The 17,067-nt window shown below is 44.2% G+C and carries 14 protein-coding genes; 4 read left to right on the forward strand and 10 right to left on the reverse strand.

Annotated elements, in window-relative coordinates; all coding sequences use genetic code 11:
• Positions 1-78: 78 nt before the first annotated feature.
• From acpP to yceD, 7 genes are all read right to left on the reverse strand, one after another.
• Positions 79-312 carry an acyl carrier protein gene (gene acpP, locus EXZ60_RS10000; protein ID WP_014204679.1) on the reverse strand — a complete coding sequence of 78 codons (234 nt, stop codon included), beginning with the start codon at positions 310-312 and terminating at the stop codon, positions 79-81.
• A gap of 234 nt (positions 313-546) precedes the next feature.
• A complete protein-coding gene (gene fabG / locus EXZ60_RS10005; protein WP_026027249.1) occupies positions 547-1,281 on the reverse strand; it encodes a 3-oxoacyl-ACP reductase FabG in 735 nt (244 codons plus the stop codon).
• Positions 1,282-1,300: 19 nt separating this feature from the next.
• Positions 1,301-2,224, reverse strand: coding sequence for an ACP S-malonyltransferase (gene fabD, locus EXZ60_RS10010; RefSeq protein ID WP_013856404.1), 924 nt, complete (start codon positions 2,222-2,224; stop codon positions 1,301-1,303).
• Between the two features lie 63 nt (positions 2,225-2,287).
• Positions 2,288-3,238: a beta-ketoacyl-ACP synthase III gene (locus EXZ60_RS10015; protein ID WP_010319117.1), complete on the reverse strand. Its 951-nt coding sequence runs from the start codon at positions 3,236-3,238 to the stop codon at positions 2,288-2,290.
• Between the two features lie 5 nt (positions 3,239-3,243).
• Positions 3,244-4,269: a phosphate acyltransferase PlsX gene (gene plsX, locus EXZ60_RS10020; protein WP_017042562.1), complete on the reverse strand. Its 1,026-nt coding sequence runs from the start codon at positions 4,267-4,269 to the stop codon at positions 3,244-3,246.
• Between the two features lie 9 nt (positions 4,270-4,278).
• On the reverse strand, positions 4,279-4,449 hold the full coding sequence (gene rpmF, locus EXZ60_RS10025; RefSeq protein WP_010319119.1) for a 50S ribosomal protein L32: 171 nt from the start codon (positions 4,447-4,449) through the stop codon (positions 4,279-4,281).
• 33 nt (positions 4,450-4,482) lie between these two features.
• Positions 4,483-5,007 (reverse strand): 23S rRNA accumulation protein YceD, encoded by a 525-nt coding sequence (gene yceD / locus EXZ60_RS10030; RefSeq protein WP_010319120.1) that lies wholly within the window; start codon positions 5,005-5,007, stop codon positions 4,483-4,485.
• Between the two features lie 146 nt (positions 5,008-5,153).
• On the opposite strand from yceD, the gene EXZ60_RS10035 reads away from it, so the two are divergent.
• Positions 5,154-5,738 (forward strand): nucleoside triphosphate pyrophosphatase, encoded by a 585-nt coding sequence (locus tag EXZ60_RS10035; protein ID WP_088732725.1) that lies wholly within the window; start codon positions 5,154-5,156, stop codon positions 5,736-5,738.
• A gap of 106 nt (positions 5,739-5,844) precedes the next feature.
• Here the strand turns inward: EXZ60_RS10035 and rluC are convergent, their stop codons facing one another.
• Positions 5,845-6,792: a 23S rRNA pseudouridine(955/2504/2580) synthase RluC gene (rluC, locus tag EXZ60_RS10040; RefSeq protein ID WP_029189776.1), complete on the reverse strand. Its 948-nt coding sequence runs from the start codon at positions 6,790-6,792 to the stop codon at positions 5,845-5,847.
• A gap of 615 nt (positions 6,793-7,407) precedes the next feature.
• Here rluC and rne point away from each other — a divergent pair.
• Positions 7,408-10,494, forward strand: a complete 3,087-nt coding sequence (rne, locus tag EXZ60_RS10045) for a ribonuclease E (protein WP_277435647.1) — start codon at positions 7,408-7,410, stop codon at positions 10,492-10,494.
• Positions 10,495-10,616: 122 nt separating this feature from the next.
• On the forward strand, positions 10,617-11,492 hold the full coding sequence (locus tag EXZ60_RS10050) for a DMT family transporter (protein WP_277435648.1): 876 nt from the start codon (positions 10,617-10,619) through the stop codon (positions 11,490-11,492).
• A gap of 127 nt (positions 11,493-11,619) precedes the next feature.
• Here EXZ60_RS10050 and adhE read toward each other — a convergent pair whose 3' ends face one another.
• Positions 11,620-14,292 (reverse strand): bifunctional acetaldehyde-CoA/alcohol dehydrogenase, encoded by a 2,673-nt coding sequence (gene adhE / locus EXZ60_RS10055; protein WP_277435649.1) that lies wholly within the window; start codon positions 14,290-14,292, stop codon positions 11,620-11,622.
• Positions 14,293-14,921: 629 nt separating this feature from the next.
• Here adhE and EXZ60_RS10060 point away from each other — a divergent pair.
• Complete coding sequence (locus tag EXZ60_RS10060; protein ID WP_010318853.1) at positions 14,922-15,560, forward strand: YchE family NAAT transporter; 639 nt, start codon at positions 14,922-14,924, stop codon at positions 15,558-15,560.
• A 124-nt stretch (positions 15,561-15,684) separates the two neighbouring features.
• On the opposite strand, the gene asd is transcribed toward EXZ60_RS10060, so the two are convergent.
• Positions 15,685-16,815: an aspartate-semialdehyde dehydrogenase gene (gene asd, locus EXZ60_RS10065; RefSeq protein ID WP_277435650.1), complete on the reverse strand. Its 1,131-nt coding sequence runs from the start codon at positions 16,813-16,815 to the stop codon at positions 15,685-15,687.
• Between the last annotated feature and the right edge of the window lie 252 nt (positions 16,816-17,067).

Genomic DNA, 17,067 nt, shown 5'->3' on the forward strand with positions numbered 1-17,067 from the left:
CGGAGTTGAAAAGTTCTATGAGAGGTATAGAAGAGTTAGAAAAACTCAGGCGGCCAGAGGGCCGCCTGGGGAGAGATATTACTGAGCGCTGTTTACGTAGTCGATTGCAGCTTGAACAGTAGTGATCTTCTCAGCTTCTTCATCTGGAATTTCAGTATCGAATTCTTCTTCTAGAGCCATTACTAGCTCAACTGTATCTAGAGAATCAGCACCTAGATCTTCTACGAAAGAAGCTTCATTCTTTACTTCTGCTTCGTCTACACCTAGCTGTTCAACAATGATTTTCTTTACGCGTTCTTCGATGTTGCTCATGTTTTCTTTTCCTTTACAGATTTCGCCTAATGCGATGGTTCCGTAGTTTATTCTAACTAGGGAAAGTTGCAAGTGGGTCATTGCTGGTCAAACCACAATTTTACCGATTTTAACCGAAATTAAGACCATTTTTGACTTAAATCATGCACAAATGTTGCGCATATAGTTAGCAAGTTTTACACGTTGTTGACAATAGCAAAGCCTTTATTTCATCAATAACGTTCAAAAACCAACTTATACCATGTACATCCCGCCATTTACGTGCAAAGTTTCACCCGTAATGTAGGCAGCCTCTGGAGAAGCTAAAAATACCACTGCCGACGCAATTTCGCGTGGATCGCCTAAGCGGCCAGCTGGCACTTGGGCTAGTGTAGCAGTACGTTGGTCATCATTCAGCGCTTTTGTCATATCTGTTTCGATAAAACCTGGCGCAACTGTGTTAACCGTCACACCACGAGATGCAACTTCGCGAGCCATAGACTTAGTAAAGCCAATTACGCCCGCTTTTGCCGCTGCGTAGTTGGTTTGACCAGCGTTACCCATAGTACCGACCACAGAGCCCACATTGATGATGCGACCATTGCGCTTTTTCATCATGCCACGTAGCACCGCTTTCGATAAGCGGAAGATAGACGTTAAATTGGTATCAATAATATCTGACCATTCATCATCTTTCATGCGCATTAATAGATTATCACGAGTAATCCCGGCGTTATTCACAAGAATATCGATCACGCCAAACTCGTCATTGATGGTTTTCAGCGTCGCTGCGATAGATTCCACATCCGTCACGTTCAGCGCTAAGCCTTTACCATTATTACCAAGATATTCACTGATTGCCGCTGCACCGCTTTCGCTAGTAGCCGTGCCGATCACTGTTGCACCGCGTTCAACTAATAATTCAGCGATCGCTCGGCCAATACCACGGCTTGCGCCAGTCACGAGAGCAATTTTGCCTTCTAGGTTCATCATCTATTCTTTCCTTTGATTACTTAACGGCATCAAGTGAAGCAATGTCATTCACTGCTGCTGATTCAAGCGATTTAATAATGCGCTTAGTCAGGCCTGTCAAAACTTTGCCTGGGCCAACTTCAAGCAGCTTTTCTATGCCTTGCTCACTCATCAACTGTACACATTCCGTCCAACGAACAGGGCTGTATAGTTGACGAACTAACGCATCTTTAATTTTGGCCGGATCAATTTCTGCTATTACATCCACATTGTTGATAACCGGAATTTGTGGTGCATTAAATTCAATCGATTGTAATGCAACCGCTAACTTGTCTGCTGCTGGCTTCATTAAAGCACAGTGAGAAGGAACAGAAACTGGCAATGGCAGCGCACGCTTTGCTCCGGCCTCTTTACATAACTGACCCGCACGTTCAACTGCATCTTTATTGCCTGCGATGACAACTTGACCTGGCGAGTTAAAGTTAACCGGTGAAACCACTTCACCTTGAGCAGCTTCTTCACACGCTTTTGCTATCAGCTCATCATCAAGACCGATAATAGCCGACATCGCGCCTACGCCTGCCGGAACGGCTTCTTGCATTAACTGACCACGCAGCTCTACTAATTTGATGGCTTGCTTAAAGTCAACTACACCTGCACACACCAGTGCGGAATACTCACCCAAGCTATGGCCAGCAAGCAAGGCTGGCTGCTCTAAACCTAGGCTTTGCCATAACCGCCAAAGGGCAACAGAAGAAGCGAGTAATGCCGGTTGAGTACGAGAGGTTTGGTTAAGATCTTCTACTGGGCCATTTTGTACCAATGCCCATAAATCATAACCCAGCACTTCAGAAGCTTCGGCAAATGTCTGTTGAATGACATCATACTGCTGACCAAGTTCCGCAAGCATACCAACTGATTGCGAGCCTTGACCTGGAAATACGATAGCAAACTTGCTCATTGTTTGTTTCCTTAAGTAAAAACAAGAGGTTGAACCAACCCCTTAAAATAAAAATCTATCCGCTTAAAACTTAACGAGTGCCGAGCCCCAAGTAAAACCACCACCGAAGGCTTCAAGCAATAACGTTTGACCACGTTGAATTCGACCATCTCGTACGGCTTCATCGAGCGCGGTTGGGACGGTAGCAGCAGACGTATTACCATGGCGATCAAGCGTTATTACGACTTGGTCAAGTGACATCGATAGTTTTTTCGCGGTCGCGGAAATAATGCGATAGTTAGCTTGATGAGGCACTAACCAATCTAATTCTGATTTGTGCATGTTATTGGCAGCAAGCGTATCTTTAACAAGCTTAGAGAGTTGCGTCACCGCCACTTTAAAGACTTCATTACCCGCCATATAGAGCCATTTATCCGCATCACCACCACGCTCTGGAACAGGCAAGCTCAAGAGCTCACCAAACTCACCATCAGAATAGATATGAGTCGACAAAATGCCCGGCTCTTCACTTGCGCCAATAATGACAGCGCCTGCGCCATCACCAAATAAAATGATCGTCGAACGGTCCGTTGGATCGCAAGTTTTAGACAAGGCATCAGCACCAATGACAAGAATGTTTTTACACATACCCGATTTAATGTGTTGATCTGCAATCGATAATCCATAGACAAAACCCGAACAGGCCGCCGCTAAATCAAAAGCAGGACATCCTTTGATGCCAAGCTTGCCTTGTACCTGACATGCTGCCGAAGGAAATGCATGGCTACTGCTGGTTGTGGCAACAATAATCAGATCAATATCGTTTTTATCAATGCCGGCCATTTGAATGGCATTTTGCGCTGCATAGAAAGCCATATCCGCAACGGTTTCATTCTCCGCGCAAATACGGCGCTCACGAATACCCGTACGGGCAATAATCCACTCATCGCTTGTCTCTACCATTTTCTCTAAATCTGCGTTGGTACGCACCTGAGATGGCAAGTAGCTGCCAGTACCTAAAATTTTGCTATACATGAAGACTAATAATGCCTCTCGAGTAAAACCGCTTCCAAACGATCGCTTATACGGCTGGGGACTTGTCGTTTGACCTCGTGTACCGCTTCGGAAATCGCATTCACGACGGCGAGTACATCAGCACTTCCATGACTTTTTATGACAATGCCGCGCAATCCTAACAAACTTGCGCCGTTATACTGGTCGGGGTTCAATGTTTTTAGTTCAGTAAATAATGAAGAAAACAGTTTTCGTGCAATCCAACCCTTTATGGATGAGCCCAAAAGTTGGCTTTTTAACTTATCAATAAAGAGTTGTGCTGTGCCTTCACATGCTTTCAGGCAAACATTACCGACGAAACCATCGCAAACAATCACATCAGCGACATCATCCAACAACTGATTACCTTCGATATAGCCGATATAGTTGACGGCCTGAGTTTGATTCAACATTTCAGCGCAACGCTTCACTAAATCATTCCCTTTAATCTCTTCCGCACCAATATTAAGGATGGCAACTTTTGCAGAGCGGCCTAAATGCTGTTCGGCTAGCGCACTCCCCATGACAGCAAATTGAAACAGAGAATCTGCATCACTTGATACGTTCGCACCCAAATCCAGCATCCAAGTGCGTTGACCTGAAGCCGTCGGCAACGCTGAAACTAATGCAGGACGATCAATGCCGGGCAGCAATTTCAGACGAAAACGAGATAACGCCATGAGCGCACCTGTATTACCACCACTGACACAAGCATCAGCACGGCTATCAGAAACTAGGTCAATTGCTATGCCCATTGAACTTCCAGCACTATTGCGTAAGGCCAGAGAAGGTTTTTCGGAGTTAGAAATAACGCGGTCACTGTGCAAAATACTCAAGCGAGTATTAAGTTCATAACCTAATTGAGATAATTGATGTGTGATCAAAACTTGATCACCAACGAGGATCACTTTGAGCTCTGGGAAATGCGACAGTGCCTGCACGGCGGCAGGCACTGTTACGCGAGGACCGAAATCCCCGCCCATTGCATCAAGTGCAACGGTTAAATATTGCAAAGGTCAACCTTACTTGCTGATAACCTTTTTGCCACGGTAATAACCGTCAGCAGTCATGTTGTGACGTAGGTGAGTTTCACCTGAAGTCGCATCTACAGATAGTGCAGATGTAGTTAGCGCATCATGTGAACGACGCATGCCACGACGTGCGCGTGATTTTTTGCTCTTTTGTACGGCCATTGACCCTACTCCTTTGTCTTAACCTATAACGAATTATCGTTTTAAGTTTTTTAAAACATCAAATGGATTCGGCTTTTCTTCCGCTAGTTCTTCTGGAAGTTCACCAAATACTAAATTGTCTGAATTAACGCTACATTCCGCTCTATCGTGCATTGCTACTTGTGGCAAATTAATGATGAACTCGTCTTCAACTAATTGTACAAGGTCGATCTCACCGTACTCATTCGGATCTACCAAATCGTACTCTTCCGGTGCGTCTTCATCCGTTTTACTCCCCAAGTAAGGAGTATACTTGAATTGGACTTCGCACTCATGTGCGAAAACCTTGTTACAGCGTTGACACTCTAAATCGACAGAGATGTTAGCTTTACCAGAGATAACAACTAGTCGCTGTTCATCAAGCCCAAATGACAATGAGACTTGTGCGTCGCGTTTAACGCCTGCGACTGATTCTTCTAAACGCTTAAAAAGACTGAGTTGGATGATACCATCACAATCAAGCCGTTTTTGAGCCGCTTTAGCCGGATCAATCGATCGCGGTATTTTTACCTTTTGCATAGGGCGCGAATATTATCTTCCAAATCGGTTTTAGTCAAAGAAAAAGGCAAAAAAGTTCGTTTTTTCCCCTTTCCACTGAGAGAATTATGTACAGCATGTCTGATTGATATATGCTGCGGTAAAATTCGCAGCAATTCTAAATCAAAATGCAAAATTACCAACTAGTTTTAGCATCTACTTCGCCGTTTCGGCAGCAATTACTTAAAAAGCTGGATCTACCTTTTGTTACCTGCTCGCCTAATTGCGACGAAACTCCGTTATCTAGTGAGTCCGCACAAGATCTGGTGACTCGTTTAGCAGAAACGAAAGCAAGATCTTGCCATCCAAACCAACCCAGTTTAGTCATCGGTTCTGATCAAGTTTGCGTGATTGACGGTGAGATTATTGGCAAACCTCATACTCAAGAACAAGCCATTAAGCAGTTACTCAAACAAAGTGGAAAAGCCATCACTTTTTATACTGGGCTTGCGGTTTACAACTCAGTCTCTGGTCAATGCATGGTCACCGTAGAACCCTTCACGGTTCATTTTCGCTCTTTATCTAGCGAGATGGTGACGGCTTACGTGGCAAAAGAACAGCCACTACAGTGCGCAGGCAGCTTTATGTGTGAGGGCCTAGGCATTGCACTTTTTGAACGTTTAGAAGGTGATGACCCTAATAGTTTGGTTGGGCTACCATTAATTAAGCTAGTCTCAATGCTTGAGTCTCAAGGCATTACCGTTTTAGGATAATGATTAACAGTGAGCGCCTTGATCCGCGCTCACTTTTATACCATGACTTCGACCATTACTTTATGTTTCTACTATGTTTCTACTCGTTACCGAATAGAAGCTGGCCTTAAGCGTTTCTCAATTTGACTAATGCTTGCTCTAGTTGAGTATCGAGTGGTGCATTAATGTCCATTAACGCCTCTGTCGAAGGGTGAATAAAACGAATATTGGCCGCGTGTAAGAATAATCGGTCAATGCCAAACTGTGCGGTATATGCGTCAAAACGGCGGTCACCATAACGATCATCCCACGCAATCGGGTGCCCTGTATACTGAGTATGAACGCGGATCTGATGAGTACGGCCAGTGATCGGACTGGCTTGCACCAAAGTTGCTTGTGCAAACTGTTCAAGGATCTTAAAGCGCGTTTCCGATGCTTTACCGTTTGGATTGACTCGCACAATGCTGTTCACTTCATTTTTCAATAGTGGCGCATTCACGACTTTACAGCTGCTTTTCCATTGCCCCATAACTAAAGCAAAGTAATATTTTTGAATCGTTTTTTCTCTAAACTGGGCTTGGAGATGGCGCAGTGCGGAGCGCTTTTTAGCCACTAATAAAATGCCCGACGTATCGCGATCGATACGGTGCACCAATTCCAAAAAGCGAGCTTCTGGGCGCAATGCCCGCAGCGCTTCAATTGCGCCAAATTTCAAACCACTCCCACCGTGAACAGCCGTACCGGAAGGTTTATTCAGAATAAGTAAGTGCTCATCCTCAAAAATAATGCAGTGTTCTAGCTCGGCGACTTTACTCAATTTGGTATTGGGTGTGTTGCTCTCTTGATCCGACTGTTCGAGAGTCACTGGTGGTATTCTCACCACATCACCAGCCGATAACTTATATTCTGCTTTGATGCGTTTTTTATTTACACGAACCTCTCCTTTGCGCAGGATTCGGTAAACCATACTTTTGGGAACGTTTTTTAATTGGTTACGCAAAAAATTGTCAATGCGTTGACCAGCCATATCTTCATCGATATCGATGAGCTGGACTTGGGTTCTAATTTCACTCATGGGCGCCATTGTACCACTGTAAATTGTTTAAATTCACATTTTCTTCGCCACAAAAAAGAATATTTTCATCTGCTGTTTAATGGCAAATTGGCGAGAATTACACCAATTGAAATGTGACTGTGGATAAAATTAAATATTACCCATTACAATTCTTACTTTAACAACTAAAACTCTTTGATAAACATTAAATTAGCCATCTAACTTTTAGACCTATTCTCATTTTTTTGACCTGTTCATAACAAAGCAGATTGCTGTGTTTACCTGTCACTGCTATAGTTCACAGCTGCAATGAATGATTCGGTGATTTTTTATTCTTTACCGTCCATTTTTGAGCAAAATAGTGAGTAGACTGCTAAGCGTCAATGTGCTGCACATGGCGTAAGACACTATTGAGCGAAGCTATCTTGTTGCTCTACTCATCGTCATTTCATGTTGAGTATTTTCCGCCAATACGCGGATCGCAGGCAATCGTGTGCGTGCGATAACTGAAGTGCCCTAGAGCATCCCCTCCAGCCGGGAGGCTGCACCTTTTAGTCATGGGATCTGGCACCGTGAAAACGAAACCCAGCAACAAGTCCAATAATCAAAACTAAAGAAAGATAACGAGATTTTTAAATGAAAAGAATGCTAATTAACGCAACTCAAAAAGAAGAGTTGCGTGTCGCGCTGGTTGATGGCCAACGACTTTTTGATCTAGACATCGAAAGTCCAGGGCATGAATCTAAAAAGGCGAACATCTATAAAGGACGTATCACCCGTGTTGAACCGAGTTTAGAAGCTGCATTTGTTGATTACGGCGCTGAACGTCACGGTTTCCTTCCTCTCAAAGAAATTGCCCGCGAATACTTCCCTGATGGCTACACTTACCAAGGCCGTCCAAACATCAAAGAAGCGCTTAAAGAAGGCCAAGAAGTTATTGTCCAAGTTGAAAAGGAAGAACGAGGCAGCAAAGGCGCTGCGTTGACCACTTTCATTTCTCTTGCTGGTAGCTACCTAGTTCTTATGCCAAACAATCCTCGTGCCGGTGGTATTTCACGCCGTATCGAAGGCGATGAGCGTACCGAATTAAAAACCGCATTGAGCAGTTTAGAGCTTCCTCAAGGCATGGGCCTTATCGTTCGCACTGCAGGTGTGGGCAAAAGTGCGGAAGAGCTAGAGTGGGACTTAAACGTTTTGCTCAATCACTGGAGCGCAATCAAACAGGCTTCCGATTTGCGTCCTGCACCGCTACTTATTCACCAAGAGAGCAACGTCATTGTACGCGCAATTCGTGATTATCTGCGTCGTGACATTGGTGAAATTCTAATTGATAGCAACACAATTTATGAACGTGCCCTTGAGCACATTCGTTTGGTGCGTCCTGATTTCGTGAGTCGTGTAAAAAAATACGACGGTGAAGTACCCCTATTTAGCCATTACCAAATTGAAAGCCAAATCGAATCAGCTTTCCAGCGTGAAGTGCGTTTGCCTTCTGGTGGCTCTATTGTTATCGACCCAACCGAAGCATTGACCTCAATTGATATCAACTCTGCTCGTGCAACAAAAGGCGGCGATATTGAAGAGACGGCGCTTAACACCAACTTAGAAGCAGCCGATGAAATTGCTCGCCAATTACGTCTGCGCGATTTGGGCGGATTAGTGGTTATCGATTTCATCGATATGACTCCTGTTCGTCACCAACGTGAAGTAGAAAACCGTTTACGCGATGCCGTACGCCTAGATCGTGCTCGCGTACAAATTGGCCGTATTTCACGTTTTGGCTTGTTAGAAATGTCGCGTCAGCGCTTGAGCCCATCACTTGCCGAAGCAAGTCACCATATCTGCCCACGCTGCTCTGGTACCGGAGTGGTTCGTGATAATGAATCTCTTGCGCTCTCTGTTTTACGTCTCATTGAAGAAGAAGCACTAAAAGATAATACCGCTCAAGTTATGGCGGTGGTTCCCGTTCCTATTGCATCTTATCTACTCAATGAAAAACGTCGCTCAATCAATCATATTGAACGCATTCAAGAAGTCGAGATCACGATTGTCCCTAACTCTGAAATGGAAACGCCTCATTTTGAAGTGATCCGTGTCCGTGAAGGGGAAGAGCAAGAAATACTCTCTTACTTAGTGCCAATGAAACTAGAAGCGCTGAAAGAGGCAGAAGGTAAAGAAAGCTCAGATATCGATTTCAAACCAAAACGCATTGAAGAACCAGCGTTGAAAGGGTTTGCTGCTCCAGCACAAACTATTCCAGCTCCAACACCTAAAGCAGAGGTAGCGGTTCCAGTCAAAGAGATCGCTGTTGAACCAGGCAAACCAGGTCTATTTGGCCGCATCGTTAAAGCTCTTGGTAGCATCTTCTCAACCACCACGGAAGAGGTGAAAACTGAGGAAGAGCAACAAAAACAAGAAAACGAACGTAGCCAAGCACCACGCCAGCGTCGTGATCGAAATGACCAACGTCGTCGTAACGGACGCGGTGAAAATGTTAATCGCGACAACGCAAACCGTGACAGAAACAAACGTAAACCTGTCAATACCTCTGCTCTTGTTGAAGAAACACAAGATAAAGAAACTGTTGCCGCCAACGAGCCTCGTAAGACACAAGCTCGCAAGCCAAAACAAGAGCGCCGCAACAAGCGTGATGACAGCAAATCTGAAAAGTTAGCGGAACAAGGGCTACAACTTGCGGCTGAAGCGCAAGCCGTTACCTTGACAGCGAATGAAGATAAAACGGAAGAGAAAACGGCAAAAGTAAAAGAGCGCCGTCAACGCCGTAAGTTAAACAAACAAGTTCGTGTAAAAGATCAGACAATAGCTCAAGAACAACCAGAAGCTGAAATGTTGATTAATACAACCCCGGCAGCAGAGGTTATTGAAGCCGTAAAAGCTGAAATAGCACAATCTGTTGAGCCATCGGTTGTTACACCAAACGACGACAATGAGAATGACGATCAAAATCAACGTCGCAATCGCCGCTCCCCTCGTCATTTACGAGCCAGTGGTCAACGTCGACGCCGTGGTCGTGATCGTCGCCCTAACCCATTCCGTTTACGTAAAGGTGGGGTTGCCTCTCCTGAGATGGCAATGGGTAAAGTGATGCCTCGCTATGACCTCTCTAAACCTGTGTATCAAGCACCGGTAACAGAGCAAGTCGCAGCGGTTGAACCTGTTCAACAAATTGCAGATGTCGTAGATAACAATACCGAGATAACGTTAGGTGGTTTTGCTTTCCCTGAAATGGCAATGGGTAAGGTCATTATTCGCCACGAAGAGAACCAGAGCGTCGTTGAAGAACCTGTTACGGTCTCTTTGCAGGACGCTATTGAACCTCAAGTACCATCGGCAGTGGTAACAGAATCGGTTTCAGTCACAGAATCGGTCACTGTAGAAGCCGTTATTTCGGAGCCAGTAATCGCAGAAGTTGTTATTGAAAAGACTACCGCTATTGAGCTCGTTGTCGAAGAAAAAGCCACGACAGAGAAAGTACCAGCATTGAAGGTTGAAGCAGTAACTAAGGCACCTGAAGCCGTATTACCTAAAACAATCAAAGCGCATGCATTCTCTCCGATGACCAAAGCCTCAGGCTCTTTGTTGCTCAAAGAGATTGAAATCGTATCAGCACCTTTCCATGCTGAACGAATTGCAACTCGTGCAGCAGGCAGCCAGTCAGCGCAAAGTCAAGCTGGTGCGGCAATGACTAAACCACAGTATTAATCTCTGAACCGAGTTTAAATACCATTAAAGGGCTGCATTCGCAGCCCTTTTTATATTCCGCTTGCCCAATATCTCTTCATCTCATAGCATGGCCTCTTTCTTGTCACTCAAAATGGACTTCCATGACTTGGATCTTATTCACTCTTCTGGCCGCGTTCATGCAATCTTGGCGCAATGCATTCCAAAGTCGCTTAGCAACTGAGGTCAGTACTACTGGTGTTACCCTTGCGCGATTTCTTTGGGCTGGCCCTATCGCGGCTCTCTATCTCATCTCTTTGTATCATTTCATACCCGCGAAATTACCTATATTGTCATTGACCTTTATCGCTTTCATTATCGGAGCGTCATTGATGCAAATCGTCGCGACTGCGCTCATGGTTAAGCTTTTTAAATTAAATAACTATGCTGTAGGTGCTGGGCTAGCCAAAAGCGAAGCCTTAGTTGCCGCTATTTTAGGGATGATTTTTTTTGGCACTCATTTGACAGGCTTGGGCTGGATTGGCGTCATCGTTGGTGGCATTGGTGTATTTTTGATGAGCACGCACGGCAATGTTAAGCAGCTTTCAATGCCAACTGTTTTACTGGGATTAAGTTGTGGTAGTGCCTTTGCGCTCACTTCATTGTGGGTACGTGAAGCCAGTTTAGCACTTGGCTTACCCTTTCCACACAGTGCTGCTTGGGTATTATTGTTGGTCATTTCACTGCAGACTTTATTACTGCTAATTTACCTAATGGTGACCGACAACAACTCATTAAAACAATTATGGATAAGACCTAAGCTGACGCTATTAACCAGCACAAGTAGCTGTCTTGGTTCTATTGGTTGGTTCAGTGCAATGTCTCTTCAAACCGTACCTTATGTAAAAACTTTAGGCCAAATTGAGATCTTTTTTACGATGTTAATTTCTATTTTTTGGCTAAAACAATCGGTAAAAATTAAAGATGGACTGGGGCTTTTTCTAATCGCAATTGCCGCTATTTTAGTCATGTGGGGATAGCTCCAACCTCACCCACGCTTTTGATAATGAAGTTGCTCGATAAAAAAAAGCCTCACCAGACGGTGAGGCTTCATCTTTTCCCGATAGAGATCGTTTCGTGCTAGCGAAAATCTCTCAATAACTCAGCTTACTTTTTCTTTGCTGGTTTTTGGTCATCTTTCTTCTTGATGACGGTAGTGCCTTCGAAAGTTTCACCTTCAACAAACGCTGTACCATAGTAAGCAGCAATAAGCACTTCTTTTAGCTCAGAAATCAGTGGGTAGCGTGGGTTTGCACCAGTACATTGGTCATCGAACGCTTCAACTGATAGCACGTCAACTTTTGCGAGGAAATCCGCTTCATTCACGCCAGCCGCTTGGATAGATAGCGGGATGTCGAGATCTTTCTTCAGCTCTTCCAACCAAGTCAGTAGACGTTCAATCTTCTGAGCAGTACGGTCGCCCGCTTGGCTCAAGCCCAAGTGGTCAGCCACTTCAGCGTAACGACGGCGTGCTTGTGGACGGTCGTATTGAGAGAACGCAGTTTGTTTGGTTGGGTTATCATTCGCGTTATAGCGCACAACGTTAGAGATAAGCAATGCGTTAGCAAGGCCGTGCGGGATGTGGAACTCTGCACCGATCTTGTGCGCCATAGAGTGACATACACCTAAGAACGCGTTAGCAAAAGCAATACCTGCGATAGTCGCTGCATTGTGCACTTTTTCACGAGCAATTGGGTCTGCTGCGCCATTTTTGTAGCTTGATGGTAGGTACTCTTTCAGCATCTTAAGTGCTTGTAGAGCTTGACCATCAGAGTATTCGTTCGCAAGAACAGATACATAGGCTTCAAGAGCGTGAGTCACAGCATCGTAACCACCAAATGCCGTTAGAGACTTAGGCATATTCATCACAAGGTTCGCATCAACGATAGCCATGTTAGGTGTTAGCTCATAATCCGCTAGTGGGTATTTAGCACCTGTTTTGTCGTCTGTTACAACGGCAAATGGTGTAACTTCTGAACCTGTACCTGAAGTAGTCGTGATACAAACCAATTCTGCTTTTTGACCCATTTTAGGGAACTTGTAGATACGTTTACGGATATCCATAAAGCGCATTGCAAGCTCTTCAAAGTGAGTTTCTGGGTGCTCATACATAACCCACATGATCTTCGCCGCATCCATTGGTGAACCACCACCAAGTGCTAGAATCACGTCTGGTTGGAAACTCTTCATTGCTTCAGCGCCTTTCTCTACGACAGATAGAGTTGGATCAGCTTCTACATCAAAGAATGTTTGAACTTCCATACCGTTTGACTTCAGCAGAGTCACTACGTCGTCTGCATAACCGTTGTTGAATAGGAAACGGTCAGTAACTAGGAATGCGCGTTTTTTGCCTTCAAGATCGCTCATAGCGATTGGAAGGCTACCACGACGGAAGTAAATTGACTTAGGTAGTTTATGCCACAACATGTTTTCAGCTCGCTTCGCAACAGTTTTCTTGTTGATTAGGTGCTTAGGACCTACGTTCTCAGAAATCGAGTTACCACCCCAAGAACCACAACCTAGCGTTAGAGATGGTGCAACGTTAAAGTTGTAAAGGTCACCAATACCACCATGAGTGGTTGGGATGTTTACAAGAATACGCGCCGTCTTCATTTTGTCACCAAAGTAACGGATACGGTCTGCATTAACGTCTTGGTTAGTGTATAGACCAGAAGTGTGGCCGATACCGCCGATTTCTACCATTCTTACTGCTTGTTCTACCGCGTTCTCGAAAGAAGTCGCGCGGAACATGCCAAGTGTTGGAGAAAGTTTTTCATGTGCGAATTCATCGTCATAAGAAACTTCGCCAATACCTTCACCGACAAGGATTTTAGTATCTGCTGGAACTTTAACACCCGCCATTTCAGCGATAGCTGTTGCTGGTTGCCCTACGATTTTCGCGTTTAGTGCGCCATCGATAAGCAGTACCTTACGTACTTTGTCTGCGTCTGCTTTACTTAAAACATGCGCTTTATGGCTCGCGAAACGTTCTTTTACTTCGTCATACACTTCGTCCATAACGATAACCGCTTGCTCAGAAGCACATACCACACCGTTATCGAATGTTTTAGACATAAGAACAGAAGCAACTGCACGTTTGATGTCTGCCGTTTCGTCGATTACAACTGGAACGTTACCTGCACCTACACCGATTGCTGGTTTACCTGACGAGTAAGCCGCTTTCACCATGCCAGGACCACCTGTTGCAAGGATAAGTGCAATACCTTCGTGCTTCATTAGCGCGTTAGATAGCTCAACTGAAGGTTGATCAATCCAGCCGATGATATCTTTTGGCGCGCCAGCTGCAACTGCGGCATCTAACACGAGTTTAGCTGCATCGTTAGTTGAATTTTTCGCACGTGGGTGTGGCGAGAAGATGATACCGTTACGAGTCTTCAAAGAGATGAGAGATTTGAAGATTGCAGTAGAAGTAGGGTTAGTGGTTGGAACGATACCGCAGATGATGCCTACAGGCTCAGCGATAGTCATCGTGCCTAGGTTTTTATCTTCTTCAAGAATGCCACACGTTTTTTCGTCTTTGTATTTGTTGTAGATGAACTCAGACGCAAAGTGGTTCTTGATTACTTTATCCTCAACAATACCCATGCCTGATTCCGCTACCGCTTGTTGCGCTAGAGGGATACGAGCTTGGTTAGCTGCTAATGATGCTGCGCGGAAAATTTTATCTACTTGCTCTTGAGAGTAAGTAGAGAATTCTGCTTGAGCCGCTTTAACGCGCGCTACTAGAGCATCAAGTTCAGCTAAATTAGTTACAGGCATAATGGATCTCCTAAAAATAGAAAAATGTTAAAAACTCTTTATTAAGTTTGCAGCTTTGTGTTTTTGTTTTTTCTCAACAGCTTAAACAATGACAGACTTAGTAAATTGCTTTCAGGACTGAGTATAATATTTCAGAGTGTGAAAAAAATTGACTCAGATCAGTTCTCAAAAACTAATTACCCAATTAGGGGTAACCACCCTACAAAATCGCCTACAAGACACTGAAAACAAACAAAAAATATATAGATAATTAAATGAATAAAAAACATTTACTTAAACAACGAAAACTATAAAAACTACAACAATCTGTAAAAAAGTTTCATTTTTGAGCGATAGATGAATGAACACACCTCATTTTACGTGCTACTGAGAGTATATCGACTCTCACTTTTACCACCAGCTAGGAGCACTAATTTTATTAAAAATGTGCAGATGTTAACAGTTGAGCAAAAAACAACACCACTCACATACATTAGAAAAACAATTGTAAAACGTTTTCTTCATTGAATTAGTTTTTCTCAGCAATAAAACCCCAATCGCTTTAGTTTTTTTCATTCGTGCTATCCTTTGCTTTCGCTTACATTAGCCACGTAATATTTCATCGAAATGATCCATTAGAGATAAATGCCATGCAAACCTTTGAGTTAGCCATTTTCCTGCAGTTTTTCTTAGGCCTTGTAGCCGCTGTGAACCCCGTGGGGATTATGCCAATATTTGTCTCTCTCACTGGGCATATGACGCAAGAAGAGAAACACAAAACGGCGGCTACAGCGAATATTGCTGTGGCAATAATTTTGATTACCGCACTGCTTGCTGGGCAGATGTTACTGGATATGTTTAGTATCTCTTTAGATTCGTTTCGAGTAGCTGGTGGCCTATTGCTGCTGAGCATCGCGTTTTCGATGATGAGCGGTAAATTGGGTGAAGATAAACAAAACAAACAAGAGAAATCTGAATACATTAGCCGTGAACAAATTGGGGTTGTGCCACTCGCTATGCCTTTAATGGCAGGACCAGGTGCCATCAGTTCAACCATAGTGTATGGCTCTCGCTACCCAAGCATGTTCGATACCGTGGGTATTATAATCACTGTGGTGTTATTTAGTTTAAGCTCTTGGCTGCTGTTTCGCTCAGCGCCCTATATTGTCCGCTTCTTAGGTCAAACGGGTATCAACGTGATTACGCGGATCATGGGTTTGATACTAGGCGCACTCGGTATTGAGTTTATTGCCAATGGGCTCAGAAATTTATTTCCTGGCCTTGCATAACCGCGTTAACATCGTCACTGTTGCTACAGACAAATGCTACAGACAAATAGCATAAAAAGGGGCGCTTTGCATAAAGCGCCCCTTTTTTATTTTTACTCAGGTGGTTTTAAACCGAGATCCATCTTTACTGTTTTTCAGCCAGAATGATCCGCAAAGTACGTCGAAGCGGCTCAGCAGCTCCCCACAATAATTGGTCACCCACCGTAAACGCATTTAAGAAATCATCACCCATAGACATTTTACGCAAACGTCCTACGGGAACTGACAAGGTGCCAGTGACTTTGGCAGGGCTCAATTCACGTGCGGTAATATCGCGCTCGTTTGGAATAACTTTCACCCAATTATTGTGCGTAGCGATCATCTCTTCGATTTCATCAAGCGGAACATTTTTCTTCAGCTTGATGGTTAATGCTTGCGAGTGGCAGCGCATTGCGCCAATACGAACACAGGTTCCATCAATCGGGATCGGTGACGATTGAAGTCCCAGAATTTTATTAGCTTCAACGCCCGCTTTCCACTCTTCTTTGCTTTGACCATTGTCGCGTTTGACGTCAATCCAAGGGATTAATGAACCCGCTAGTGGTGCACCAAACTGCTCGGTAGGAAAAGAAGGTGATCGCATGGTTTCAGCCACTTTTCTGTCAATATCAAGAATTGAGCTCGATGGATTAGCCAATTCAGAGCTCACCGCATCGTTAATTACTCCCATTTGCGAGATCAACTCGCGCATATTTTGAGCGCCAGCACCCGAAGCTGCTTGGTAGGTCATTGCGCTCATCCACTCGACCAAACCTTTCTCATAAAGGCCGCCTAATGCCATAAGCATTAAACTGACAGTGCAGTTACCGCCAACAAAGGTATTGGTTCCTGAATGGATGCCGTGCTGAATTTGTGTCAAGTTGACCGGATCTAAAGTGATGATTGATTGTTTATCCATCCGTAAGGTAGATGCTGCATCAATCCAATAACCTTTCCAACCCGCTTGACGCAGCGCTGGGTACACTTTTTCAGTGTAGCTACCACCTTGACAGGTGATGATGGCATCTAATTGTTTGAGGCTATCAATATCGTAAGCATCTTGCAGTAACCCTGTATGATGATTGCCTTTCTTAGAAGGCACCGTTGGGGCAGGAATACCAATTTGAGATGTGCTAAAGAAAACCGGTTCGATCAAGTCAAAGTCATTTTCTTCAACCATACGCTGCATCAGTACAGAACCGACCATACCACGCCAACCCACTAAACCTACTCTCATCGCGCTCACTCTCCATGTATCTAAAATGAAAATTTATTGCTCCATCTATAAGTGGTTCAGCATAAAATCTCAAGACTTTCTTAGTAAAAGTGGTAACTTTTTCTTTCTGCGTAGCCTGTTTTGTAAAAAACACATTCAAGCCTAAAAATCACTCAACCGCACTATGATTCAGCATTCAATAATCAACAAAACGCTAAATAATCACGTTTCTGTTACACAAAAAGCCCACACTACAAAACATTTATAACCATT

The sequence above is a fragment of the Vibrio sp. 1151_11 genome (assembly GCF_029478525.1).
GTDB lineage: Bacteria > Pseudomonadota > Gammaproteobacteria > Enterobacterales > Vibrionaceae > Vibrio > Vibrio anguillarum.

Excerpts from the sequence above, each read along its gene's own strand:
- acpP (WP_014204679.1), bottom strand. The coding sequence starts at position 312 with ATGAGCAACATCGAAGAACGCGTAAAGAAAATCATTGTTGAACAGCTA.
- fabG (WP_026027249.1), bottom strand. The coding sequence starts at position 1,281 with ATGAACCTAGAAGGCAAAATTGCTCTCGTGACTGGCGCAAGCCGTGGT.
- fabD (WP_013856404.1), bottom strand. The coding sequence starts at position 2,224 with ATGAGCAAGTTTGCTATCGTATTTCCAGGTCAAGGCTCGCAATCAGTT.
- EXZ60_RS10015 (WP_010319117.1), bottom strand. The coding sequence starts at position 3,238 with ATGTATAGCAAAATTTTAGGTACTGGCAGCTACTTGCCATCTCAGGTG.
- rpmF (WP_010319119.1), bottom strand. The coding sequence starts at position 4,449 with ATGGCCGTACAAAAGAGCAAAAAATCACGCGCACGTCGTGGCATGCGT.
- yceD (WP_010319120.1), bottom strand. The coding sequence starts at position 5,007 with ATGCAAAAGGTAAAAATACCGCGATCGATTGATCCGGCTAAAGCGGCT.
- EXZ60_RS10035 (WP_088732725.1), top strand. The coding sequence starts at position 5,154 with ATGCAAAATTACCAACTAGTTTTAGCATCTACTTCGCCGTTTCGGCAG.
- rluC (WP_029189776.1), bottom strand. The coding sequence starts at position 6,792 with ATGAGTGAAATTAGAACCCAAGTCCAGCTCATCGATATCGATGAAGAT.
- rne (WP_277435647.1), top strand. The coding sequence starts at position 7,408 with ATGAAAAGAATGCTAATTAACGCAACTCAAAAAGAAGAGTTGCGTGTC.
- EXZ60_RS10050 (WP_277435648.1), top strand. The coding sequence starts at position 10,617 with ATGACTTGGATCTTATTCACTCTTCTGGCCGCGTTCATGCAATCTTGG.
- adhE (WP_277435649.1), bottom strand. The coding sequence starts at position 14,292 with ATGCCTGTAACTAATTTAGCTGAACTTGATGCTCTAGTAGCGCGCGTT.
- EXZ60_RS10060 (WP_010318853.1), top strand. The coding sequence starts at position 14,922 with ATGCAAACCTTTGAGTTAGCCATTTTCCTGCAGTTTTTCTTAGGCCTT.
- asd (WP_277435650.1), bottom strand. The coding sequence starts at position 16,815 with ATGAGAGTAGGTTTAGTGGGTTGGCGTGGTATGGTCGGTTCTGTACTG.